General features: G+C 59.6%; 21 protein-coding genes and 1 tRNA gene. 14 read left to right on the top strand and 8 right to left on the bottom strand.

Features of this window, described 5'->3' with window-relative positions:
• Positions 1–41: 41 nt before the first annotated feature.
• A tRNA-Arg gene (locus tag QYH43_RS03955) sits at positions 42–118 on the bottom strand.
• Positions 119–467: 349 nt separating this feature from the next.
• On the opposite strand from QYH43_RS03955, the gene gabD reads away from it, so the two are divergent.
• From gabD to QYH43_RS03940, 3 genes are all read left to right on the top strand, one after another.
• The gene (gene gabD, locus QYH43_RS03950; RefSeq protein WP_095060565.1) at positions 468–1,910 is read left to right on the top strand and encodes an NADP-dependent succinate-semialdehyde dehydrogenase; all 1,443 of its coding nucleotides are present in this window, start codon (positions 468–470) and stop codon (positions 1,908–1,910) included.
• 184 nt (positions 1,911–2,094) lie between these two features.
• Complete coding sequence (gene gabT / locus QYH43_RS03945; RefSeq protein WP_095060567.1) at positions 2,095–3,372, top strand: 4-aminobutyrate--2-oxoglutarate transaminase; 1,278 nt, start codon at positions 2,095–2,097, stop codon at positions 3,370–3,372.
• A gap of 135 nt (positions 3,373–3,507) precedes the next feature.
• Positions 3,508–4,722, top strand: coding sequence for a response regulator (locus tag QYH43_RS03940; protein WP_301156381.1), 1,215 nt, complete (start codon positions 3,508–3,510; stop codon positions 4,720–4,722).
• A 148-nt stretch (positions 4,723–4,870) separates the two neighbouring features.
• Here QYH43_RS03940 and QYH43_RS03935 read toward each other — a convergent pair whose 3' ends face one another.
• Both QYH43_RS03935 and desA read right to left on the bottom strand, forming a co-directional pair.
• A complete protein-coding gene (locus QYH43_RS03935; protein WP_095151706.1) occupies positions 4,871–5,860 on the bottom strand; it encodes a sensor domain-containing diguanylate cyclase in 990 nt (329 codons plus the stop codon).
• Between the two features lie 220 nt (positions 5,861–6,080).
• Complete coding sequence (desA, locus tag QYH43_RS03930; protein WP_301156380.1) at positions 6,081–7,265, bottom strand: delta-9 fatty acid desaturase DesA; 1,185 nt, start codon at positions 7,263–7,265, stop codon at positions 6,081–6,083.
• 146 nt (positions 7,266–7,411) lie between these two features.
• Here desA and dibA point away from each other — a divergent pair, with 146 nt between their 5' ends.
• The 6 genes from dibA to QYH43_RS03900 all read left to right on the top strand — a co-directional run bounded on the left by dibA (position 7,412) and on the right by QYH43_RS03900 (position 13,658).
• Positions 7,412–9,331: a phosphodiesterase DibA gene (gene dibA / locus QYH43_RS03925; protein ID WP_301156378.1), complete on the top strand. Its 1,920-nt coding sequence runs from the start codon at positions 7,412–7,414 to the stop codon at positions 9,329–9,331.
• A gap of 223 nt (positions 9,332–9,554) precedes the next feature.
• Positions 9,555–9,737, top strand: coding sequence for a sulfur starvation response protein OscA (gene oscA / locus QYH43_RS03920; protein ID WP_095060577.1), 183 nt, complete (start codon positions 9,555–9,557; stop codon positions 9,735–9,737).
• A gap of 143 nt (positions 9,738–9,880) precedes the next feature.
• Positions 9,881–10,894 (top strand): sulfate ABC transporter substrate-binding protein, encoded by a 1,014-nt coding sequence (locus QYH43_RS03915; protein WP_095060579.1) that lies wholly within the window; start codon positions 9,881–9,883, stop codon positions 10,892–10,894.
• Positions 10,895–10,963: 69 nt separating this feature from the next.
• Positions 10,964–11,782, top strand: a complete 819-nt coding sequence (gene cysT / locus QYH43_RS03910) for a sulfate ABC transporter permease subunit CysT (RefSeq protein ID WP_095060581.1) — start codon at positions 10,964–10,966, stop codon at positions 11,780–11,782.
• Positions 11,783–11,795: 13 nt separating this feature from the next.
• Positions 11,796–12,665 carry a sulfate ABC transporter permease subunit CysW gene (gene cysW, locus QYH43_RS03905; protein WP_095060583.1) on the top strand — a complete coding sequence of 290 codons (870 nt, stop codon included), beginning with the start codon at positions 11,796–11,798 and terminating at the stop codon, positions 12,663–12,665.
• Positions 12,666–12,668: 3 nt separating this feature from the next.
• Entirely contained in the window at positions 12,669–13,658 is a 990-nt protein-coding gene (locus QYH43_RS03900; RefSeq protein WP_095060585.1) for a sulfate/molybdate ABC transporter ATP-binding protein, read from the top strand.
• A gap of 106 nt (positions 13,659–13,764) precedes the next feature.
• On the opposite strand, the gene QYH43_RS03895 is transcribed toward QYH43_RS03900, so the two are convergent.
• On the bottom strand, positions 13,765–14,289 hold the full coding sequence (locus tag QYH43_RS03895; RefSeq protein ID WP_095060587.1) for a DUF962 domain-containing protein: 525 nt from the start codon (positions 14,287–14,289) through the stop codon (positions 13,765–13,767).
• An 84-nt stretch (positions 14,290–14,373) separates the two neighbouring features.
• On the opposite strand from QYH43_RS03895, the gene QYH43_RS03890 reads away from it, so the two are divergent.
• From QYH43_RS03890 to QYH43_RS03880, 3 genes are all read left to right on the top strand, one after another.
• On the top strand, positions 14,374–15,063 hold the full coding sequence (locus QYH43_RS03890; RefSeq protein WP_095151708.1) for a Crp/Fnr family transcriptional regulator: 690 nt from the start codon (positions 14,374–14,376) through the stop codon (positions 15,061–15,063).
• Between the two features lie 114 nt (positions 15,064–15,177).
• Positions 15,178–15,426, top strand: coding sequence for a helix-turn-helix domain-containing protein (locus QYH43_RS03885; RefSeq protein WP_095060602.1), 249 nt, complete (start codon positions 15,178–15,180; stop codon positions 15,424–15,426).
• Positions 15,419–16,651, top strand: a complete 1,233-nt coding sequence (locus tag QYH43_RS03880; protein WP_301156376.1) for a type II toxin-antitoxin system HipA family toxin — start codon at positions 15,419–15,421, stop codon at positions 16,649–16,651. Before QYH43_RS03885 ends, QYH43_RS03880 begins: the two co-directional genes overlap by 8 nt.
• Here the strand turns inward: QYH43_RS03880 and QYH43_RS03875 are convergent, their stop codons facing one another.
• A complete protein-coding gene (locus tag QYH43_RS03875; protein WP_095060593.1) occupies positions 16,652–17,656 on the bottom strand; it encodes an AraC family transcriptional regulator in 1,005 nt (334 codons plus the stop codon).
• Positions 17,657–17,756: 100 nt separating this feature from the next.
• Here QYH43_RS03875 and QYH43_RS03870 point away from each other — a divergent pair, with 100 nt between their 5' ends.
• Positions 17,757–18,830 (top strand): fatty acid desaturase, encoded by a 1,074-nt coding sequence (locus QYH43_RS03870; RefSeq protein WP_095060595.1) that lies wholly within the window; start codon positions 17,757–17,759, stop codon positions 18,828–18,830.
• Positions 18,831–18,947: 117 nt separating this feature from the next.
• On the opposite strand, the gene QYH43_RS03865 is transcribed toward QYH43_RS03870, so the two are convergent.
• The 3 genes from QYH43_RS03865 to QYH43_RS03855 are packed head-to-tail and all read right to left on the bottom strand — an operon-like array spanning position 18,948 to position 22,984.
• Positions 18,948–20,558 (bottom strand): arylsulfatase, encoded by a 1,611-nt coding sequence (locus tag QYH43_RS03865; RefSeq protein WP_301156375.1) that lies wholly within the window; start codon positions 20,556–20,558, stop codon positions 18,948–18,950.
• A gap of 15 nt (positions 20,559–20,573) precedes the next feature.
• Positions 20,574–21,389: an ABC transporter ATP-binding protein gene (locus QYH43_RS03860; protein ID WP_095060598.1), complete on the bottom strand. Its 816-nt coding sequence runs from the start codon at positions 21,387–21,389 to the stop codon at positions 20,574–20,576.
• Positions 21,386–22,984: an ABC transporter permease gene (locus tag QYH43_RS03855; RefSeq protein ID WP_301156373.1), complete on the bottom strand. Its 1,599-nt coding sequence runs from the start codon at positions 22,982–22,984 to the stop codon at positions 21,386–21,388. The genes QYH43_RS03860 and QYH43_RS03855 overlap by 4 nt, the downstream gene beginning before the upstream one ends.
• Positions 22,985–23,357: 373 nt before the next feature.
• Here QYH43_RS03855 and QYH43_RS03850 point away from each other — a divergent pair, with 373 nt between their 5' ends.
• On the top strand, positions 23,358–24,371 hold the full coding sequence (locus QYH43_RS03850) for an ABC transporter substrate-binding protein (RefSeq protein WP_095058189.1): 1,014 nt from the start codon (positions 23,358–23,360) through the stop codon (positions 24,369–24,371).
• The last annotated feature ends 7 nt before the right edge of the window (positions 24,372–24,378 follow it).

The following is a 24,378-nucleotide window of genomic DNA, read 5'->3' as shown; positions in this document are numbered from 1 at the left end:
GCCCCAGACCTAACGGCCTGAGGCTTTCTCATTACAACGTATGGTGCACCAGGCGGGATTCGAACCCACGACCCCTGCCTTCGGAGGGCAGTACTCTATCCAGCTGAGCTACTGGTGCAATGCGGGCGCCATGATACTCATATGCATTGCGGGCGTCCATGCTGCTGAATCGTCTGCGTTTTTCGAAGCTGTTACAGGCGTTTGCTACGCTGATCAGAAAAATGAGGCAAAAACGACGTTTTCGTTCTTTTTTTCGAACAGCCTATTGTCCTTTACCCCCTTTGATCCTAGGATTCGTTTGAGATTTCAAACGCTCTTGTCTGGGTGCTGAACCGCACGAGTTCAATCAGTGCGCTATTTATGTGCTTCAGCCCGGTGAATGATTTCCCTGACGGCAGCCTATTGAGGCGCCTTTCTACAATCATAATTCGCTCCGTATTGTTACGGTGCTGTTAAGGAAAGCCGACATGCAGCTTAAAGACACCCAGTTGTTTCGCCAGCAAGCCTTCATCGATGGCGCGTGGGTCGATGCGGACAATGGTCAGACGATCAAGGTCAACAACCCGGCAACGGGCGAAATTCTGGGCACTGTGCCGAAAATGGGCGCTGCCGAAACCCGCCGTGCAATCGAAGCCGCTGATAAAGCGCTGCCGGCCTGGCGTGCACTGACCGCCAAGGACCGTGCGAACAAGCTGCGTCGCTGGTTCGAACTGATCATCGAGAACCAGGACGACCTGGCTCGCCTGATGACCATGGAACAAGGCAAGCCATTGGCCGAAGCCAAGGGCGAAATCGTTTACGCCGCTTCCTTCATCGAGTGGTTCGCCGAAGAAGCCAAGCGCATCTACGGTGATGTGATTCCGGGCCACCAGCCAGACAAGCGCCTGATCGTGATCAAGCAGCCAATCGGCGTGACCGCTGCAATCACCCCGTGGAACTTCCCGGCTGCAATGATCACCCGTAAAGCCGGCCCGGCCCTGGCCGCCGGTTGCACCATGGTGCTCAAGCCTGCTTCGCAAACCCCGTTCTCCGCGTTCGCCCTGGCTGAACTGGCCCAGCGTGCCGGCATCCCGGCTGGCGTGTTCAGCGTGGTGTCCGGCAGCGCCGGCGACATCGGCAGCGAGCTGACCAGCAACCCGATCGTGCGCAAACTGTCCTTCACCGGTTCGACCGAAATCGGTCGTCAACTGATGTCGGAATGCGCCAAGGACATCAAGAAAGTGTCCCTGGAGCTGGGCGGCAACGCGCCGTTCATCGTGTTCGACGACGCGGACCTGGATAAGGCCGTCGAAGGCGCGATCATTTCCAAATATCGCAACAACGGCCAGACCTGCGTCTGCGCCAACCGCCTGTACATTCAGGACTCGGTTTACGACGCGTTCGCCGAAAAACTGAAAGTGGCTGTGGCCAAACTGAAGATCGGCAACGGTCTGGAAGACGGCACCACCACCGGCCCGCTGATCGACGAAAAAGCGGTCGCCAAGGTACAAGAGCACATCGCTGACGCCGTCTCCAAAGGCGCCACGGTGCTGTCCGGCGGCAAGCCGATGGAAGGCAACTTCTTTGAACCGACCATTTTGACCAACGTGCCGAACAACGCGGCCGTGGCCAAGGAAGAAACCTTCGGTCCATTGGCTCCACTGTTCCGCTTCAAAGACGAAGCCGATGTGATCGCGATGTCCAACGACACCGAATTCGGTCTGGCCTCGTACTTTTATGCTCGCGACCTGGGTCGCGTGTTCCGTGTGGCTGAAGCCCTGGAATACGGCATGGTTGGCGTCAACACCGGCCTGATCTCCAACGAAGTCGCGCCGTTCGGCGGCATCAAGGCCTCGGGCCTGGGCCGTGAAGGCTCCAAGTACGGCATCGAAGATTACCTGGAAATCAAATACCTCTGCCTGGGCATCTAAGCCCGGCAAGGCATTGCTTCAAGCGCAAAGGGCACGAGAGCGCTGACCCTTTGCGCCGCTTCAAACGGAATTTTATCTGCGGCCGGGAACGCTGTAGCAGTCGATCATCGCATGCTGCCACCGTTGACTCCCCGCCGCATTTTCCTTGAACCACGCCGCCCGATGAGCGGCGAATGAGGACTTTATGAGCAAGACTAACGCTTCTTTGATGGCCCGCCGTACCGCTGCTGTTCCACGTGGTGTTGGCCAGATTCACCCGATCTTCGCCGAGTCTGCGAAAAATGCGACCGTAATCGACGTTGAAGGTCGCGAGTTCATCGACTTCGCTGGCGGTATCGCTGTGCTGAACACCGGCCACGTGCACCCGAAAATCATCGCCGCCGTGACCGAGCAGTTGAACAAGCTGACCCACACTTGCTTCCAGGTACTGGCCTACGAGCCGTACGTGGAAGTGTGCGAAAAAATCAACGCCAAGGTCCCAGGTGATTTCGAGAAGAAAACCCTGCTGGTCACCACCGGTTCCGAAGCGGTAGAAAACGCCGTGAAAATCGCCCGTGCCGCCACTGGCCGTGCCGGCGTGATCGCGTTCACCGGCGCCTACCACGGTCGCACCATGATGACCTTGGGTCTGACCGGTAAAGTCGTGCCTTACTCGGCCGGCATGGGCCTGATGCCAGGCGGCGTGTTCCGCGCCCTGTACCCGAATGAGCTGCACGGTGTGAGCATCGACGATTCGATCGCCAGCATCGAACGCGTCTTCAAGAACGATGCAGAGCCGCGTGACATCGCTGCAATCATCATCGAGCCGGTTCAGGGCGAAGGCGGTTTCTACGTTGCGCCTAAAGAATTCATGAAGCGTCTGCGTGCACTGTGCGACCAGCACGGCATCCTGCTGATCGCCGACGAAGTACAGACGGGTGCTGGCCGTACCGGTACGTTCTTCGCCATGGAACAGATGGGCGTTGCTGCCGACCTGACCACCTTCGCCAAATCCATCGCTGGCGGCTTCCCGCTGGCCGGTGTGTGCGGCAAGGCCGAATACATGGACGCCATCGCTCCAGGCGGCTTGGGCGGCACCTACGCCGGTAGCCCGATCGCTTGCGCCGCGGCCCTGGCCGTGATGGAAGTGTTCGAAGAAGAACACCTGCTGGACCGCTGCAAGGCTGTCGGCGAGCGTCTGGTCACCGGCCTGAAAGCCATCCAGGCCAAGTACCCGGTAATCGGTGAAGTCCGCGCCCTGGGTGCGATGATCGCTGTCGAGCTGTTCGAAAACGGCGACAGCCACAAGCCAAACGCTGCCGCTGTGGCATCGGTTGTGGCCAAGGCTCGCGACAAGGGTCTGATCCTGCTGTCCTGCGGCACCTACGGCAACGTTCTGCGCGTCCTGGTACCGCTGACCTCGCCGGACGAGCAACTGGACAAAGGTCTGGCGATCATCGAAGAGTGCTTCTCCGAGCTCTGATCACCGAGTGTGACCTGATCCACAAAAAACCCGCTTCGGCGGGTTTTTTACGCCCCTTGAAACGCATCCAGCGCATTAGCGCTGTATCGAAGGGCCAGCATTGGCTAAGGTTTCTGCATTGCCAGGGAGCGTTGTATGCCAGCCGTCACTTTGCCCGCCGTTCCACGCGTACTGATCGCCGAGGCTGACCCTTGGTCCCGGGACCTGCTCAAGGAAGTGCTGTTGAACGTTCGCTGCGATGCGCGGCTGGACTTGTGCGCCGACGGTCAGCACGCACTGGAGTTGCTGGCGGCTAATCCTTACGACCTGGTGATCGCTGACTGGGAGTTGCCCGGCGTCGATGGCCTGAATGTCTTGCGCAGTGTTCGCCAGCGCAAACGCAACCCGCCGCTGCCCTACATGCTGATGAGCAGTCGCAACGACAGCGCCAGTGTGCGTGAAGCTCTGCCGCTCGCACCGACGGCGTATCTGACCAAGCCCCTGAACATGGAAAGCCTGACCCGCCGCTTGCAGGATTTGCTGCTGGACGCTGGCGAAGAGGTGTCGTGTGAAGTACCGGCGCTGGCACCGGGGATGACATTGCCGGTGTTTCTGGAGCGTCGTCGCGAGCTGGCAGAGGGTGCGCCGCTGATGGCGGACGTGCAGGTAGCAGTCAAGCGCAGCCTCAATCCCAACGGCCTCGATCTGACCGTGCTCGAAGACGAAATCCGCACCGATCCGCAGGTCACTGCTGTGCTCATCGCTGCGGCCAATAGCGCGGCCCAGCATCATGGCGCGGCGGTACAGACGTTGTCCCAGGCGCTGCACCGCCTGGGCACCGGGCAGAGCATGAACCTGATCCTCGGGCTGGCACTCAAGCGCAGTGCACGGCTCAGCGATCCTTGCCTGGCCGACTACGCCGAGCGCTACTGGGAGCTGTCGTTGCACACCGCCGAATTTGCGCGGACCCTGGCGCGTTTGCTCGATCTGGATCAGGAACGCTGCTACTGCGCCGGCATGCTGCACCGTCTCGGCGATCTGGCGCTGCTTCGGTGTTTGCAGGAATGGAAGCAGGCCGGTGGTGAGCTGGATGAGTTGGAGGAGGTCGGCGAGTCGCTGGCCAAATTCGGCGCAGCTTATGGTTCGGCGCTGCGCACCCGTTGGCGTCTGCCGCTGGAGTTGCGCGAGTTGATTGCGGCGGCCTATCAGCTCGGTGGCGGGGTTTACTCGCGCGAAGCGCTGGTGATGAACATGGCGGCGCAGCTGGCGCGCCTGACCGAGCACGAGGGCATCGAGGAGCTGGCGAAGAGCCGGACGGCGCGGTTGCTCAAGATCGGCTTGCCGGAGTTGATGCGGTTGCGCAAGAAGTAAGTTTCACGCGAATTTTTGTGGGCGCGAGCCTTGTGGCGAGGGGCCTTGCCCCCGTTCGGTTGCGGAGCAGCCGTAAAACCAGCAAATGCGATTGTTCTGAAAATACCGGATCGCTCCCTCGCTACAGGTGTGAATCTTCAAAAAACAGTCAGGCCGTGACAATCCGGTTCTTGCCCTCATGCTTGGCCTGATACATCGCGGCATCGGCACGGGCAAACAGGCTCTCCACGTTCTCATCCTCGGCAATGAGGCTGGTCAGACCCTGACTCACGGTAATGCCGAATGTCTGGCCCTCATGACTGAAGCTCAATCCCTGAATCTCCCGTTGCAGGCGTTCGGCGACGTGCAGGGCCATCTGAGGCGTGCAGCCGGGAAACACCGCAGCAAACTCCTCCCCGCCAATGCGCCCGAACAAATCGCCACGCCGCAGGGCTGCACGGCCACTCTCGGCAATGCGTTGCAGCACGTTGTCGCCTTGCTGATGGCCGTAGGTGTCGTTGATCGTTTTGAAGTCATCGATGTCGAGCATCAGAAACGACAAGGGTTCGCCCTGTTGCCGTGCGTGCTCGAACGCTCGGTGGGCGCACTCGAAGAAGTGCCGGCGGTTGCTGCTTTGGGTCAGGTCGTCGGTGGTTGCCAGTCGATGCAGCTCGGCTTCCATCTGCTTCTTGTCGGTGATGTCTTCGGCGATGCCGACGATGATCACCGGTTGCCCGGGTTCCGGCTGGCGATTGATGAAGCATTTGTCGCTTATCCAGCGGACCTGGCCGTCGGGGGCGACAATTCGATATTCGCGATCTTCGACAGCGCCCCTGACCAGAACATCGGCCAGGCTGCGTTCTGCATAGTCCAGGTCATCGGGGTGGATGCTGTCGCGCCATTGATTGCTGTCGGCCAGCAGCAGATCGGCCGAGCGCCCCACGATCCGCTCGTAAGCGGGGCTGACATACAGCACCTGGCGGGTTTCCCAGTCAAACGCCCAAAGTACCGCGTTGACGCTCACCATCAGCGTACTGAACAGCTGCTCACGTTCGTTCAGGCGTGCGACTTCACCTTCGGCATGCATCAATGCCATGAGGGTTTGCGCAGCCTCGGGCCATTGCGAGGGGGATGGGTCTTTCAGGTTGTTTTTGACCATCGACACAAATCTCAAAGGACGTGCGCCGCTTGAGGTTCGACAGCGGCTACAACGAAGCCCGCCTGGAGGGCGAAGTGTTTTTGAGATAGGGGATTTGAAGCGAAGTTCCCGCTTGTTGTGGCGAGGGAGCTGGCTCCCGCCGGGCGGTACTGATGGCGGTTTCAGTCAGGTCGCAAACCAATGTGGGAGCGAGCAGGCTCGCTCCCACAGGTTTTTTGGCTCAGACAGCAGCAGGGCGCAGGGAGTAGGTTTTCAACTGGTCGGCAAAGTCACGCAGGGATTGAATCCCGCTGGCTTCTGCCTCGTGAATCCATTCCTTGATGGCGGCCAGCATGTCGTGACCATTTGAGCTGGTCTTGACCCAGATCTGCTGCAAGGCCAGGCGTTTCTCGTAAATTACCGTCAGTGCCTGGCTGTGCTCGAGCATGTTCTGAATGCGCGCATGGTGTTTGTCATCCAGCAGGCTGGTTTCACGCGAGAGCAGGCGTTTGGCCCGGCGGAACTGGTGACGGACCGAGTGATCGACCTTTTCCAGCTCTTGCTTGACCAGTGGGCCGATCACCAATTTGCGGTACTGGGCCATGATCTGGAAGCGGTTGTTGAGGATCGCCATCGCGGTGTCCATGTCCAGGCTGCCCTTGCCTTCGACGCGGTGGGCAATCGGCGCGACCCGCTGGACCTTGGCCAGACGCAGGAAGCTGAACACTTGAATCCAGGCCCAGCCCAGGTCGAATTCCCACTTCTTCACCGACAGTTTTGCCGAGTTAGGGTAGGTGTGATGGTTGTTATGCAGTTCTTCACCGCCAATCAGGATGCCCCACGGCACCAGGTTGGTCGCGGCGTCGCGGCATTCGAAGTTGCGATAGCCGACGGCATGGCCCAGGCCATTGACCACGCCGGCGGCCCACACCGGAATCCACATCATCTGGATGGCCCAGATGGTGATGCCGATGGTGCCGAACAACAACAGGTCGATAACGCCCATGATGGCGATGCCCAGCAGCGGAAAGCGGCTGTAGAGGTTGCGTTCGATCCAGTCTTCGGGGCAGTTCTTGCCGTAGATGCGCAGGGTCTCGGGGTTTTCCGCTTCGGCGCGGTACAACTCGGCGCCTTTGCGCAGGACCGTGGACAAACCCTTGATGACCGGGCTGTGCGGGTCATCGACGGTTTCGCACTTTGCGTGATGCTTGCGGTGGATGGCCGTCCACTCGCGGGTGTTCTGCGCCGTGGTCAGCCACAGCCAGAAACGGAAAAAGTGCTTCAGGCCGGCATTCAGCTCAAGGGAGCGATGGGCTGAGTAACGATGCAGATAAACCGTGACGGCAATGATCGTGACGTGGGTCATCAGCAGGGTGACTGCCACCAGTGACCAGGGCGACAAGCCAAGAAAACCTTCGTACCACATAGGCTGTAGGGCCCTCGATAAAGAAAAAACAGCCGTTGCATTATCACTAAGCCCACAGAGAAAACCAGTCGCCCTTTCAGATAAGAGTGGCTGGATGTGTCTTTAAACTATAATTCCAACCTTTTTGTAGGGACATGGATCGCCTAATGTCTGCCACCTATCGCGATGCTCTGCGTGCAGCGCTGCTTTATCTAGTGTTTTCTGCTGCCTGGCTGCTGCTGAGTGGCTATTTATTGAACAGTTTCTTCGATGATTCTCTCGAGCGTCTGCGATGGCAACTGATCAACGGTTACGTTTGGGTGCTGCTCAGCGCCGGCTTGATCTTTATCGCCCGGGCGCGGCTGCTCCGCTGTCTGGGCATCGGCGCCAAGCTGCGTGAGCGTAACGCTGATCGCGAGCGTCTGCGCCAGGCTGCTGCGGTGTTCGATTGCACGCGCGAAGGGGTGTTGGTCACCAACCTCGACGGCTTGATCGTCCACGTGAACCGGGCATTCATCGACATCACCGGTTACCACTGCAAGGACGTGCTGGGCCAAAGGCCCAGTCTGTTCAAGTCGGGGCGGCATCCTCCGGCTTTTTATCAGGCCATGTTTGCCGCACTCCACAGCGACGGAGAGTGGAGCGGGGAAATCTGGAACCGGCGCAAGAGCGGCGAGATTTACCCGCAATGGCAGACGATTCGCCTGACTCACGACGACGAAGGTCGCCCCAGTCATTACGTGGCGGTGTTTTCCGACATCAGTGCAATCAAGAAATCCGAGCACGAACTGATGCACCTGGCGCACCACGACCCGCTGACTGACTTGCCAAACCGTCTGCTGTTCACCGACCGCGCCGAACAGGCCTTGGCGTCGGCGCAGGTTCACAAGCGCGGCTGTGCGCTGCTGATGATCGATCTGGATCATTTCAAAATGATCAACGACAGCCTCGGGCATACCATCGGCGATCAATTGCTCAAGGCCGTGGCCGAGCGTCTGAGTGCCATGTTCGGTCCGGGCATTACCCTGGCGCGGCTGGGCGGTGACGAGTTCGCCGTGCTTGCGGAAAGTTGTCCGCAGCTGGTTCAGGCCGCCGCGCTGGCTCAGCGGATCATCGATGGGCTCAAGGAGCCGTTCGTTATCGATCGCCATCAGTTGTTTATCAATACCAGCATCGGCATCAGTCTGTTTCCCGGCGATGCGCTGAGCGTCGAGCAATTGTTGCGCAACGCCGACTCGGCCTTGTTCAAGGCCAAGAGCACCGGCCGCAACGGCTATGCCCTGTACACCGAAGAGCTGACGGCCCACGCTCAGCAGCGGGTCGAAATCGCTTTCGAGCTGCGTCGCGCCCTGGACCAGCAGGAGCTGCGGGTGTATTACCAGCCGGTTCACGACCTCAAGACTTCTCGCCTGATTGGCGTCGAGGCGCTGGTGCGATGGGAGCATCCGCAGCGGGGATTGGTGGCGCCGGCGGAATTCATTCCGGTCGCCGAGCGTACCGGTTTGATTGCCGAAATCGATGCCTGGGTCATGGGGCAGGCGTGTCGGCAGATGTGTCAGTGGCATCAGGACGGAGTGGCGTTGTCGTTTGTGGCGGTCAACGTTTCGTCGCGCCTGTTCGCCCGCCGCGAGCTGTACCAGCAGGTGGCGCAGGTGCTGCATGAAACCGGACTGGATCCGGCGTATCTGGAGCTGGAAGTCACCGAAAGTGCGGTGATGGAGGACCCGGAAGTCGCGTTGGAGCAGATGCATCGCCTGCGCGAGTTGGGTGTGCGCCTGGCCATCGACGATTTCGGCACTGGTTATTCGTCACTGTTGCGACTCAAGCGTTTGCCGGTGCAGAAGCTGAAAATTGACCAAGGCTTCGTGGCCGGATTGCCATGGGACGAGGATGACGCGGCCATTTCGCGGGTGATCATCGCCCTGGCCCAGAGCATGGGCATGCAAGTGCATGCCGAGGGGATCGAACAGGTTGAGCAAGCGGCTTTCCTGCTTGAGCACAGTTGCGATCTAGGGCAAGGCTACTGGTTTGGGCGGCCGGTGCCGGCAGGGCAGTTGAATTGGACGCATGCGCCGATCATCGCCTGACTTACAAAATCCCTGTGGGAGCGAGTGTGCTCCCACAGGTTTTTTGTGTGCTTGAAAGTGGGCGGTTCATCTCAAGTCCTTGTCCCGTCAAACAATGTTTTTTGGTTATATAAACATTCTTAAATAGTCTTTTTAAGAATATCCGCGCCTCTCTACTATTGGCTTCACGCCGCAAGCAGTGCCGCCACTGCCAGGCAAACCTCTCAGTTGAAGGAGCAGCCCCATGAGCGCATCCCTGCGTAGTGTCGACGGTCAAGACGAAACCACCATCCTGCGTGAAATCCAGAGTGCATTGCGCGACCTGCGCTTTGGCGCCGTGGAAATCACCGTGCATAACGCCCAGGTGGTGCAGATCGAGCGCAAAGAAAAATTCCGTCTGCAGCAGCCGGCCCACAAGCCGGGCTGAAGAAGTTCGCAGCCTGCGCCAGCTCCTGCAGAACACGCGATCACCTGCAGGAGCTGCCGAAGGCTGCGATCTTTGAACCGGCAACGCGATTCCAGAAATCCATAAAAAAAGCCAACAAACCAAGAATTCCAGGAGCTTTCACCATGTCGTCGATTCGTCATTTCGCTTTGGCCGCCCTGGCCAGCGCCCTTTTTGCCGGCTCCGCTGTTGCCAAGGACTACGAGCTGCTCAACGTCTCGTATGACCCGACCCGTGAGCTGTATCAGGACTACAACGCTGAGTTCATCAAGTCCTGGCAGAAGGATCATGCTGGCGACACGGTGAAGATCCAGCAGTCTCACGGCGGTTCGGGCAAGCAGGGCCGGGCGGTCATCGACGGCCTGCGTGCCGACGTCGTAACCCTGGCCCTGGCCGGTGACATCGACGAAATCGCCAAGCTCGGCAAAACCCTGCCGGCGGACTGGCAAAAACGCCTGCCGCAAGCGAGCACGCCGTACACCTCGACCATCGTGTTCCTGGTGCGCAAGGGCAATCCTAAAGGCATCAAGGACTGGGGCGATCTGGTCAAGAACGACGTCTCGGTGATCACCCCGAACCCGAAAACCTCCGGTGGCGCTCGCTGGAACTTCCTCGCGGCCTGGGCTTATGGCCTGAAAGCCAATGGCGGCGACGAGGCCAAGGCCAAGGAATACGTGCAGACCCTGTTCAAGCACGTGCCTGTGCTGGACACCGGTGCGCGTGGTTCGACCATCACTTTCGTCAACAACGGTCAGGGCGATGTATTGCTGGCCTGGGAAAACGAAGCCTTCCTGGCGCTGAAAGAAGAGGGCGGCGCCGAGAAGTTCGACATCGTCGTGCCTTCGCTGTCGATCCTCGCCGAGCCACCAGTGGCCGTGGTCGATAAAAACGCGGAGAAAAAGGGCAACACCGAGATCGCCGAGGCATACCTCAAGCACCTGTACAGCCCGGCTGGCCAGGAAATCGCGGCGAAAAACTTCTATCGTCCACGTGACAAGGATGTGGCCGCCAAGTACGCCCAGCAGTTCCCGAAACTGGAGCTGGTGAGCATCGACAAGGACTTCGGCGGGTGGAAAACCGCGCAGCCGAAATTCTTTAACGACGGTGGCGTGTTCGACCAGATCTACCAGGCGCAGTAATCTTAAATAGCCATCAACGAGCCCCGGATTCGACTCCGGGGCTTATTGCGTTCTCAACCAAGGACTTTTATGTCGCGTCGTATCTCCCCCGTCATACCCGGCTTCGGGCTGACGCTGGGCTACACCTTGGTGTACCTCAGCCTGATTGTGCTCATACCCCTGGCGGCGATGTTCGTGCACGCCGCTCAACTTACCTGGGAACAGTTCTGGGCAATCATCTCGGCGCCCAGAGTGCTGGCGGCGTTGAAGCTCAGCTTCGGCACCGCCCTGTGTGCCGCGATCATCAACGGCATCATCGGCACGCTCCTGGCCTGGGTATTAGTGCGCTATACCTTCCCTGGACGAAAAGTGATCGATGCAATGATCGACTTGCCGTTCGCATTGCCCACTGCCGTCGCGGGTATCGCACTGACCGCGCTGTACACACCTACCGGTCTGGTCGGTCAATTCGCAGCGGATTTGGGTTTCAAGATTGCCTATGCCCCCTTGGGCATCACCCTTGCCCTCACTTTTGTGACACTTCCATTCGTAGTACGTACCGTACAGCCAGTATTGGCCGATATTCCCCGTGAAGTGGAAGAAGCGGCCGCGTGCCTCGGTGCCAAACCGTTGCAGGTATTCCGCCATATTCTGGTTCCGGCACTGCTTCCGGCGTGGCTGACAGGGTTCGCCCTGGCCTTTGCCCGCGGGGTCGGCGAGTACGGTTCGGTGATTTTCATCGCCGGCAACATGCCGATGAAAACCGAGATCCTGCCGCTGCTGATCATGGTCAAGCTCGACCAGTACGATTACACCGGCGCTACCTCCATTGGTGTACTGATGCTGGTGGTTTCTTTCATTCTGCTGCTGCTGATCAACTTGCTGCAGCGACGCATCGAAACCCCATAAGGAGGCGGCACCCATGTCCCAATCGTCTATTGCTGCCGCGTCCTCGAACGCTGCCCGTCGTGGCAGTGCAACGTCGCGGCGAGTCCTGATCGGTCTTGGCTGGCTGATTTTTGCGCTGTTCCTGTTGCTGCCGCTGTTCATCGTGGTGTCCCAGGGCCTGAAGCTCGGCCTCGGTGCGTTCTTTTCCGCGATCTTTGAACCGGATGCGTTGTCGGCACTGAAACTCACGGTGATTGCCGTACTGATCTCGGTGCCGCTGAACCTGGTGTTCGGTGTCAGCGCCGCGTGGTGCGTGAGCAAGTACTCGTTCCGCGGCAAGAGCATGCTGGTGACGCTGATCGATCTGCCGTTCTCGGTATCGCCGGTGATCGCGGGTCTGGTCTATGTGCTGATGTTCGGCGCCCAGGGCTTGTTCGGCCCTTGGTTGCAGGATCACGACATCCAGATCGTCTTCGCCCTGCCGGGTATCGTGCTGGCGACGATTTTCGTCACCGTGCCGTTCGTGGCCCGTGAACTGATCCCGCTGATGCAGGAACAAGGCACCCAGGAAGAGGAGGCCGCGCGCCTGCTCGGCGCCAACGGTTGGCAGATGTTCTGGCACGTCACTGTGCCCAACATCAAATGGGGCCTGATCTATGGCGTGGTGCTGTGTACCGCGCGGGCCATGGGTGAATTCGGTGCGGTGTCGGTGGTTTCCGGGCACATTCGCGGGGTGACCAACACCTTGCCGCTGCACGTCGAGATCCTCTACAACGAATACAACCACGTGGCCGCGTTCGCCGTGGCGAGCCTGTTGCTGATCCTGGCGCTCTTCATCCTGCTGCTCAAGCAGTGGAGCGAAAACCGTATTAACCGCCTGCGCGCCAGCGCCGCGGAGGAATAATTCATGTCGATCGAAGTGCGTAATGTCAGCAAGAATTTCAACGCGTTCAAGGCGCTGGACAACATCAGCCTGGACATCCAGAGCGGCGAACTCGTCGCGTTGCTCGGCCCGTCCGGTTGCGGCAAGACCACGCTGTTGCGGATCATCGCCGGCCTGGAAACCCCGGATCAGGGCAACATCGTGTTCCACGGTGAAGACGTCTCCGGCCACGACGTGCGCGATCGCAACGTCGGTTTCGTGTTCCAGCACTACGCCCTGTTCCGCCACATGACGGTGTTCGACAACGTCGCGTTCGGCCTGCGCATGAAACCGAAAAACCAGCGCCCGAGCGAAAGCCAGATCGCCACCAAAGTGCACGAACTGTTGAACATGGTGCAGCTGGACTGGTTGTCGGATCGCTACCCGGAACAGCTCTCCGGTGGTCAGCGTCAGCGTATTGCCCTGGCCCGAGCGCTGGCGGTTGAGCCGAAAGTGCTGTTGCTCGACGAACCTTTTGGCGCCCTCGACGCCAAGGTCCGTAAAGAGCTGCGCCGCTGGTTGGCGCGCCTGCACGAAGACATCAATCTGACCTCGGTATTCGTGACCCACGACCAGGAAGAAGCCATGGAAGTGGCCGACCGCATCGTGGTGATGAACAAGGGCGTGATCGAGCAGATCGGCTCACCGGGCGACGTCTACGAAAACCCGGCCAGCGATTTCGTCTATCACTTCCTCGGCGACTCCAATCGCCTGCATCTGGGTGGCGACGATCACGTGTTGTTCCGTCCGCATGAAGTGTCGCTGTCGCGGCATGAACTGGAAGATCACCACGCCGCTGAAGTGCGTGATATTCGACCGCTGGGGGCGACGACGCGGGTGACGTTGAAGGTCGAAGGTCAGAGCGATCTGATTGAAGCCGAAGTGGTCAAGGATCACGACAGCCTGGTGGGGTTGGCGAAGGGCGAGACGTTGTTCTTCAAGCCGAAGGTCTGGCAGAAAGTCGCCAACATCTGACTCTGATCGAAGGAAACCCTGTAGGAGCTGGCTTGCCAGCGATCAATGACAACGCGGTGTGTTTGATGCACCGCTATCGCCGGCAAGCCGGCTCCTACAGATCCGTTCAGGCCGCCGCATTTTTGCGACTGACCCGAACACCCCCTGCCCGCGCCTCGATCTGCTCTTTCAGCTCATGCCGCATCCCCAGCATGAACGCCAGTTCGGCCACCACAAACAACGGCCCGACAATCAACCCCGTCACGTCATCGACGAACGCCGGTTTGCGTCCTTCGTAATGATGGCCGACAAACTGGATCGCCCAGCCAATCACAAACATCGCCACACCGCTGCTCAGCCACACCAGCGTGCTTTGCTGTGCAAGCACATGGCCGGTCCACACGGACAACCCGAGCAACACTGTCATCAGCACGCCCAGGCGCAACTCCAGCCGCAGGTAAAACCACGCCGACGCCAGCGCCACCAGCACCGCGGGCGAAATCCACACGCCACCCAGCGACCATTCCGGCCGGGACAGCAACACCGCGACGGCCACCACGATCAGGGGAATACCAATGAAGTGCGTGGCAATGTTGCGCGGGTCGCGGTGGTACGCGGCGTATTGACTGAGGTGGTCGACGAGGCTTTTCATTGTTGTTCTCCTGTAGGGTGATGAGATCATGCCCCGGCGCCACGTTGCGCTCTGTCAGCCAGGCGACAATCTCTAGGAGTTTTCATGGATATGCAGGACTGGCGTCCACGCCTGATGCGCGGTCAGTGGTTCAGTCAATTGCCTGTTTCCCTACAGGATAGTCTGCTGTCGGCCACCAAGGTACGACGCCTGACGCCGGGCCAGCGGCTGTTCAAACGCGGCGATCCACCCTGCGGCCTGTATGCGGTGCTGGAGGGGGCGGTACGCATCGGCGCCGTGAACGAGCAAGGCAAAGAGGCGCTGCTGAGCCTGGTGGAAGCGCCGCACTGGTTCGGTGAAATCGGTTTGTTCGATGGTCAGCCACGGACCCACGACGCATTTGGCGTGGGCCAATGCACCTTGTTGCACATCCCGCAAAACGTCCTGCTGGCCTTGCTCGACCAACAGCCGCTGCACTGGCGGCCACTGGCGCTGCTGATGAGCCATAAGCTGCGCCTGACATTCATCAACCTCGAACAACTGAGCCTGATGCCAGCCCCGACCCGGCTGGCGCACCGCTTGCTGATGATCGCCGCAGGCTACGGCGGCGAAATCGACGAACCGCGTCGCATCCTGCAACTGCCGCAGGAACAGCTTGCCGCCATGTTGTCGCTGTCGCGCCAGACCACCAACCAGATCCTCAAGGATTTGCAGGGCCAGGGGATCATCGGGCTGAGTTACGGCGAAATTGAAATCCTTGATGCCGGGCGGTTGCGGGTGTTGGCGATGGTTTGATGCCTGATAACGCGTCAGAAAATGTAGCTGGACTTCAATCATGATCTGCACTAAATACAATGCATAATTGTCTTTTTTATAAAATATGCACTGTATACGATGCATGGTGGTGAAATGGAAAACCTTGGCAAGCTGATCCGAACGTTACGCAAGGAGAGAAAACTCTCCCAGCAGGCATTGGCACAGCAATACGGAATGAGCCGGGCAACGATCTCCGGCATCGAAAACAACACCCTCCCCGAAATTGGCCTGCGCAAGGTCGAGGCGATCCTCAATGGTCTCGGTTATGAGCTGACGGCTGTGCCGCGACAGTCGAAGCGGCCGACGCTGGACACCCTGAAAAAGGTGGATTTCCATGGATGAGCCGCAGGAAAAGGATCGACTGGCGATCAGTGTTTCCAACAGTGCAGTGGGAATCCTTGGTCGCGGTCAGCTTCCTGTTGATACCGTGTTTGCTTACGCCGAAAACGCGTCAGAGCAAGACGCCGTCTCGTTGACCATGCCGGTGCGGCTGGAGAGTTACGCGTGGGAATCGGGCGTTCCACCGGTTTTTGAAATGAATCTGCCTGAAGGCGCCCTGCGTGATGAATTGACTCGTCGCTTCAGCAAGGCCGTCCGAGGGTTTGACGATTTTTCGATGCTTGCCATCGTCGGCCCGCACCAGCTCGGAAGGGTCGGCATTTCAAAAGCCCAGGGTCCGGGTGACCAGCCACCTGAAACCAGCCTGGCGGACCTTCTTGTGCATGATGGTGCGCAAGGTCTGTTCGAAGACCTCTTGCAGACCTATGGCCAGTATTCGGGGGTTTCCGGAGTGCAGCCGAAGGTACTGGTACGTGACAGCGCGTCAACCATCGATCGGCTGTCCCATCGGGGGGCCACGCATTTGGTCAAGGCCTTTCGTCCTGAGCAATACCCGGAGCTCGCTGCCAATGAATACTTCTGCATGCGGGCGGCGTTGCATTCGGGTCTTGAAGTGCCGAAGTTTGAACTCAGTGAGCATGGCAAGTTTTTGATCGTTGAACGCTTCGACCTGAATGAAAAAGGTTACCTGGGGTTCGAGGACTTTTGCGTGCTCAATGCGTGGCCATCAAAAGCCAAATACGATGGTTCATACGAAGGTGCGGCCAAGCAGATCAAGGCCTTTGTTTCTCCTCCTTTGCTCAATCAGGCATTGGAGTCGTTTTTCAAAATCGTCGCGCTTTCATCGGGTCTGAAGAATGGCGACGCGCACCTGAAGAACTTCGGTGTTTTGTACGAAGATTGCGGTGTCGATGCGGCAATCAGCCTGGCACCTGCCTACGACATCATCACTACGTCGGTCTACATCAAGGCCGATAGCATGGCGCTTCTATTGGGCGGATCGAAGGCGTGGCCGAAGTACAAGATGCTGATGCGGTTTGGCCGTTCCGCCTGCAATTTGACCGAGGGGCGTTGCAATGAATTGCTGCAACAGGTCATGCATGGGATGGCAGTGGCGATGGGCGAGATGGGCCAATACATAAAAACAAGCAGTGCCTTTTCCAAGGTTGGAGAGGCAATGCTGGAGCAGTGGAACGAGGGTATGACACGCAGCCTGGTCAAAGGCTGATCACCGCAACCCATCCCGAAACTGCCCAGGCGTCATTCCCGTCCAGCGCTTGAAGGCGCGGCTGAAGCTGCTGGTGTCGGCAAACCCGAGCAAGTAACTGATCTCGCTCAGTGACACCTGCAGGTCACGCAGGTGCAGCAGCGCTAGGTTTTCGCGGCTTTCGTTGAGCAGGGTGTCGAACCGGCAGCCTTCGTCGGCCAGGTGCCGTTGCAGGCTGCGCAGGCTCAGGTGCAACGTCTGGGCGATGTGTTCGGCGCTGGGTTCGCCTTCGGGCAGTTGTTCTTCAATGGCATCGCGGACTTTGCGTTCCCACGTCAACGGTTTGAGTTGCGCGAGGGTACGCCTGAGCACGGTTTCGTTGTGCTCGGCCAGTTCCGGGTTCGCGTCGTCGAGGTGGCTGTCGAAGTCGGTGAGGGCGAACTCCAGCCGGTCCTCATCGGCGCCGAAGTGCACCGGCGAGCGAAAGACTTTATGCCATTGCTGTGCATCCACAGGCTCCGGGCGGCGCAGGTACGTCGCCAGTGGCGCATAGTCGCGGCCGAGGCGATTGCGGCAGGTGCGCACGTAAATCGCCATGAACGCATCAATGGCTTCGAAGGCCGGCGGTGGATTGCCGATCGGCATCTTCAGGCGAAAGTGGTAGCGATCCTCGGCCCGGCTCAGCTCCAGCTCCAGGGCATCGCTGACCACCTGGTGATAACGCACGATCCGCTCGAACACTTCTCGCAGGCTGCCGCTGGCCACCAGCGCATAACCCAGCGCATGAAACGTGGTGGGGCTGACAAAACGGGAAACACGCAAACCAATCGCCGGGTCGCCGCTGACCTGCACTGCCAATTCCCACAGGCGCGTGGTGCCGGACAACGGGTAGCGGGCGTTCGGGTCGTCCATCAACTGCGGGTCGAGCCCCGCTTGCTGGCACAGGCTGGTGCTGTCGAGGCCAAGGGCGTCGAGTTGCTTGCGCAAGGCGCGGGTCCAGCTGGCGAGGGAGGTCGGTTCAGTCATGCTGATTGGCGCTTCCAGTCAACAGGTTGGCGTTCTCGGCTACCGCGTTGCGAGGCTTCGCAAGGCAGGATGCAACCATCAATAACCAGAGGATGGAAGCATGGACGGTACTTCTGCAAGTCCCCAGCGACTGAATGCAGCTCAGCGATCAGCACATATTCGCCAAGTGGTGCTGGCCAGAGGGGTTGAGCTGCGTGAGCGTTACCCGATTCTCAAGCATCAGGATGCCCTCGGCGCGGGCATTCTGGGCTTGGCGCTGACCGGCATGATCGGTTCGGCGGCGCTCTACATCACCGGGCACATGGCCTGGTGGGCGTGCCTGTTGCTCAACGCTTTTTTCGCGTCGTTGACCCATGAGCTGGAGCACGACCTGATTCACAGCATGTACTTCCGCAAACAGAAGGTGCCGCACAACCTGATGATGGGGTTGGTATGGCTGGCGCGACCGAGCACGATCAACCCGTGGATTCGCCGCCATCTGCACCTCAATCACCACAAGGTTTCCGGTACGGAAACCGACATGGAAGAGCGGGCGATCACCAACGGCGAGCCTTGGGGAGTCGCCCGTTTGTTGATGGTCGGTGACAACATGATGTCGTCGTTCATCCGCATGCTTCGCGCAAAAACATGGGCGCAAAAGTACAGCATCATTTACCGCACGCTGAAGGTCTACGCGCCGCTGGCGCTGGTGCATTGGGGCGCGTGGTACGTGTTCCTCGGTTTCCACGCCGCGAACGGCATCACGCATCTGATGGGCACGCCAATCGAATGGTCGGCGACCACGTTGTCAGTGATGCAGGTGATCGATATCGCGGCGGTGGTGATCATCGGCCCGAACGTGTTGCGCACGTTCTGCCTGCACTTCGTCAGCTCGAACATGCACTATTACGGCGACATCGAGCCGGGCAATGTGATGCAGCAATGTCAAGTGCTGAACGCATGGTGGTTGTGGCCGTTGCAGGCGTTCTGCTTCAACTTCGGCAGCAGCCATGGCATCCATCACTTTGTGGTGAAGGAACCGTTTTACATCCGCCAGTTGACCGTGCCGGTGGCGCACAAGGTGATGCGCGAGATGGGCGTGCGGTTTAATGATTTTGGGACGTTTGCGCGGGCGAACCGGTTTGTGCGCAGGGAAGAAGTACAGGGGCAGACTGTGGAGAGTGCGCGCGCTTGATGGCCTCATCGCTGGCAAGCCAGCGCCTACAGGGTTTGTCGGTGTGAATGCGATCGTCGTATCACATCGATCATTGTAGGAGCTGGCTTGCCAGCGATGGCGGTAGATCAGGCTGAATCAATCCGGCTGAAACGGCGACTCGCTCAAGATCACCCCGGTCTCATCCACATACCGCTGCCAATGCTCGATCAAGGCACTGAGCTTTTCCGGCTGACTCGACGCCAAGTCATGAATTTCCCCCGGATCACTGTCCAGGTCATACAACTGCCAGGTCGCCGGCCCTACCGGTCCCGGGATGTAGACCGCCTTCCATTGCCCCTGCCGAATGGCCCGCCGCCCAAACAATTCCCACCCGGTGACGGTGTGCTCGTCATGCACCTGTGCGGTCTCGCCCGACAGGAACCCCAGCCACGATTTCCCGCGAACTTGCGCCACGGGTTTGCCGTGCCATTGCTTGCCAGGATGGCGCACACCGGCCAGGTCCAGAATGGTTGGCGTGATGTCCATCACCGTACCAAATCCATGGCTGATCTGGCCCTTGAGCGGCAGTTGCGGATAGTGCACCAGCGCCGGAACACGGATCCCGCCTTCGGTGGTGAAGGCCTTGAACAGCCGCGACGGTGCAGTGGCGACCTGCGCCCAGTTCGGCCCGTACCAGACGTAGGAATTGGCGCGGCCAATGTTGTCCAGGCTGTTGTCGTAATGCTGGTTGAGGTAGGTCAGCAATTGCGGGCCGAATTTCGGGAAAGCCTCCAGCAGCGCGCCTTCGGCACCGTTGTCGGACATGAACAGGATGAACGTGTTGTCCAGTTGACCTTGCTGGCGCAGGTAATCGACGACGCGCCCGATGTTCCAGTCCATGCGCTCGACCATCGCCGCGTAAACCTCCATGGCCCGGGCGGAAATCTGCCGCTGCTCATCGCTCAGGGCATCCCATTGCGCGGTCAGCTGGATCAGTGGATGTGGCTCTACGTCGGCCTCGATCAACCCCAGTTTCTTGAGTTTTTCCAGGCGCTCCAGGCGCAGCACTTCGGGGCCTGCGTCATAACGGCCCCGGTATTTTTCGACCACATCGGCCGGCGCCTGCAATGGCCAGTGCGGCGCGGAAAACGGCAGGTAGGCGAAGAACGGCCGAGTCTGGTCGCGCTCCTTGAGGTATTGCAGCAGCTTGTCGCCGAAGGCGTCGGAGGAATAGAAATCCTTCGGCAGTTCATCGATGAATTGGTCGTCTTCGATGTACAGCGCCGGGGTGGATTTCAGCAGGCGTGGCGTTGTTTCATCGTAGGTCGGTTCGAAGCCGTAATGGTTGGCGGCGCCGGGCAGCAGCGAAAACGAACGCTCGAAACCCCGGGCGTGAGGCGCCAGTTCTGCGGTCAGGCCCAAGTGCCATTTGCCGCTCATCAAGGTCTGGTAACCGGCCTCGCGCAACAGCTCGGGCAGGGCGACGACGCGGTCGTTCAGGTGCCCTTCGTAACCCGGTTTGCCGATCAGGTCCGGGGTCAGTGCTTCTGCCATGGTGCCGATGCCGGCGATGTGATGGTCGGTGCCGGTCAGTAACATCGAACGGGTCGGCGAGCAGGTTGGCGCGGTGTGAAATTCGGTCAGACGCAGGCCGTTATTGGCCAGGGCATCGAGGTTTGGTGTGTTGATCTCGCCACCGAAGGCACCGAGATCGGAAAAGCCCAGGTCATCGGCCAGAATCACCAGAAAGTTGGGACGTTGCGGCATCAAAAATTTCCTTTTTCAGTAGGCAATGAAAGACAGCGGCAGGTCGCGGACCTGCACCGGGATGGGCGGCTGGTAGTGATCGTCGCTGGTGAGTTCGTGCAGCAGTTCTTCGCGCAGTTGGTGGAAGTCGAAACTGCTGCGCTGGCGCGGATGGGGCAGGGCGATGTCGACCACTTGCTTGATCCGTCCGGGACGCGGCTCCATCACCACCACGCGGTCGGCGAGAAAGATCGCTTCCTCGACATCGTGGGTGACCAGGATGGTGGTGATTTTTGCCCGGGCGCGGATCGCCAACAGTTCGTCCTGCATCTGCTGGCGGGTCAGCGCATCGAGGGCGCCGAAGGGCTCGTCCAGCAGCAGAATCCGTGGGCTCGCCACCAGACCGCGAGCAATCGCCACGCGCTGGGCCATGCCGCCGGAGAGCTGATGCGGATAGGCGCGGGTGAAGTCGCTCAGGCCCACCAGGTCGATGAAATCATCGATGCGTTTTTTCTTTTGCGCGGCACTCAACGGCTCATTGACCAAACCCAGGCCGATGTTGTCGGCCACGCTCAGCCACGGGAACAACCGATGCTCCTGAAAGACGATGCCGCGTTCGCCGCCGATGCCGCTGACGGCTTTTCCGTCCACCGTGATCTGCCCGCGAAACTGCGTATCGAGGCCCACCAACAGCCGCAGCAAAGTGGATTTGCCGCAACCGCTGGAGCCGACGATGGCGACGAACTCGCCCTCGGCAATGTCCAGGTTGAATTCGCGAATGGCTTCCAGTTCGAAGCCGTCGACGTCGAAGGTTTTGCCCACGTGATTGAAACTGACAATCGGTGCGTTCATGCGTGTCTCCAGCGGGTGGCGCGGATTTCCAGGCGTTGGCCAATGAGGTTGAGCAGGGCGCCAGTCAGGCCCACCAGCAGCATGCCGGCCATGATCAGGTCCATGCGCAGCAGTTGCTGGGCGCCGATCATCTGGCTACCGATGCCGCCGTTGGACGGCATGAAATATTCGGCGCCGATGGTGCCGAGCCAGGCGTAGATCAGGCTCAACCTGAGCCCGGCGAAAATCCCCGGCGCAGCGCCCGGCAGCACCAATCGGCGCAGACGTTGGCGCAGGTTCAGACGCAGCACCTGAGCGGCTTCGTTGAGTTGCGGTGAGAGGTTGGCGACGCTGCGTTGAGTGGCGATGAACAGCGGGAAAAAAGCGGCGAGGGCGACGAACACCCACTTGGCCAATTCGCCGAGACCGAACCATGCGGTGAGCAACGGCACCCAGGCGAAAATTGCAATCTGCCGGATGGCGGCGAGGGTCGGGCCGAGCACGCGTTCACTGATGCGCGACAGTCCCAGCAGCAGTCCAAAGGCAAAGCCGAGCCCGCCACCGAGCAGTAATCCGCCAAGGGTTCGGCCCAGGCTCAGGGCCATGCCACCGATCAACGTGCCGTCGAGCAAACCGCTCCAGGTGGTCTGCAGGACCGCCAGCGGGCTGACCAGAATGTTTGCATCGACCCACTGCTGATCCGAGGTCAATTGCCACAACGCCAACAGCGCCAGCGGCAGCAGCCACGGTTGCAGGCGTTGCCAGCCTTGATAACGCGGGCCGCGACGGATCTCGGCGGTGGCCGGGTGCGGCCAGTGCACCAGTTTCCTGTCCAGCAGGCCGATGCCACGGTCCATCGCCACGCCGATCACACCGATCACCACGATGCACACGAAGACAATGTCGAGCATGAAAAGCTGTCGCGCCCAGACCATCAGGTAGCCGATGCCTTCGCTTGAGGCGAGCAGTTCCACGGCGAGCAACGACGTCCAGCCCGCTGCCAACGCAAGTCGCACACCGGCCATGAATGCCGGCAAGGCCGCAGGCAGTACCAGTCGCCGGATCAGCAGTCGCGGCGGCAAGCGCAACACGGCGGCGGCCTCGCGCAGTTTCGGTTGCGCATCCCGCACGCCGACCAGCGTGTGCAAGGTCACCGGCACTACGATGGCCTTGATCAGTACCACCAGTTTCAGCACTTCGCCGATGCCGAAAAACACCATGAACAATGGAATCCAGGCCAGCGTCGGGACCTGCGCCAACCCGGCGAACGTCGGGAACACCAGGCGCTCCAATCGAGGACTGAAACCCAGCGCCGCACCCAGCACAGCGCCGGCGCTGATCCCGGCCAACAGCCCCCAGAACAAGCGTTGCAGGCTGATCCATAAATGGCTCCACAACTCGCCTTGAGACAACTCAACGGCGCTGCTCCAGACCAGTGACGGTGTGGGCAGGATCTGCTCGCTCATCCAATGATTTCGACTGGCCAACCACCACAGGCTGAACAGGGCGGTTGGCAACAACCATGGCAACAAACGTTGGCCCAGGCTCGGCCACGTTCGCTGGTGTTTGAGCGATGGCGCAGGCAGCGGCAGGCTGAGAAGGGAAACACGGGCCATGGGTGACCTCCGTTGTCGGGTGAAGATCAAAAGATCGCAGCCTTCGGCAGTCCTACAGCGATCGACACCCCCTCTGTAGGAGCTGCCGAAGGCTGCGATCTTGGCGATTTCGTTTTTGGTTAACGGTTATATAAATAATCTTATCAATGCTATTTGGAGATAAGAGAGCCCATTTATGGCTTGCCATTACGCTCGTATCCAATGCATTCGAAGAATATTTTTAATGCCGGTTACGCATACCTGGTCGAGAGGCCCGGAAGCATTGATATAGATCGTAATGATCTAAAAATGTGAATTATTAGTATTTTAGTGTGTGGTTCATATCAGCCTAGTTTCAGCTCCTCAACGCCCGTTGCCCCAAGGAGCTGCACCCATGAACCTTCCTTTCAAACGCGTTATCAGCCTTTTCGCCGCACCGGCCCTGGCGGGTTTACTGGCCTTCACGGCCAATGCCGGCGAACTCAAGGAAATCCGCATCGCCGTGCCGGACCTCAGCGCCGGTACCCAGCACAGCGGGGGTGGAGTCGTGGACGTTTTGCGAGATCAACAGATCTTCGAAAAGGCCTTCGCCGAACAGGGCATCAAGATTCAATGGAGCTTCTTCAAAGGCGCGGGACCGGTGATCAACGAGGCGTTCGCCAACGGCCAGGTCGATCTGGCGTACCTCGGTGATCTGGCGGCCATCATCGGCAAGTCCAATGGTCTGGACACCCGGTTGCTCAGTGCGACCGCTCGGGACGTGAAGCACTATCTGGGCGTGGTGCCGGGGTCGGGGATCAAGACCCTGCAAGACCTCAAAGGCAAACGTGTGGCGATTTTTCGTGGCACCGCCAGCCAGCTGTCGTTTGATGCGGCGCTGGCCAGTCAGGGCTTGAGCGAGAAAGACGTGAAAGTCATCAACCTCGATTTCAATGCAGCAGTCGCGGCACTGGCGGCGAAGCAGATCGATGCGTCCTGGAGCGGTTCGGGCCTGACGGCGCTGCAAGCCAAAGGCCTGGCGGAACTGCCGCTGAACACCAAGGACCTCGGCGGTGCCGGCAGTGTGCAGGCGGTTTTGTTGGGCACCGGGAAGTTTGTCGATGCACATCCTGAGGTCGTGGCGAAACTGCTCAAGGCTCAACAGCAAGCGGTGGAGTGGCTGACCCAGGACAGCAACAAGGATGCCTACATTCAGTTGGTCTCGGGATTGGCGAGTTATCCACCGGTCATTCTTTCTCAGGACTTGAAGGATCAGAAACTGAGCGAGGTTTTCCAGTCGTCGCTCGATCCGGTGTTCCTCGGCAAATTGCAGGATTCGGTGGATTTGGCTTCGCAGCAGAAGTTGATTCGCAAGCCGTTCAAGGTCAGTGATTGGGTGGCGCCGGAGCTGGCGGCGGCCAAGCTCTGAATCTTTA

It is taken from the genome of Pseudomonas sp. C32, assembly GCF_030417915.1.
In the GTDB taxonomy this organism is placed as follows: Bacteria; Pseudomonadota; Gammaproteobacteria; order Pseudomonadales; family Pseudomonadaceae; genus Aquipseudomonas.
Note: the sequence above shows the minus strand (reverse complement) of the source record. Positions and strands in the feature narration are given on the sequence as shown.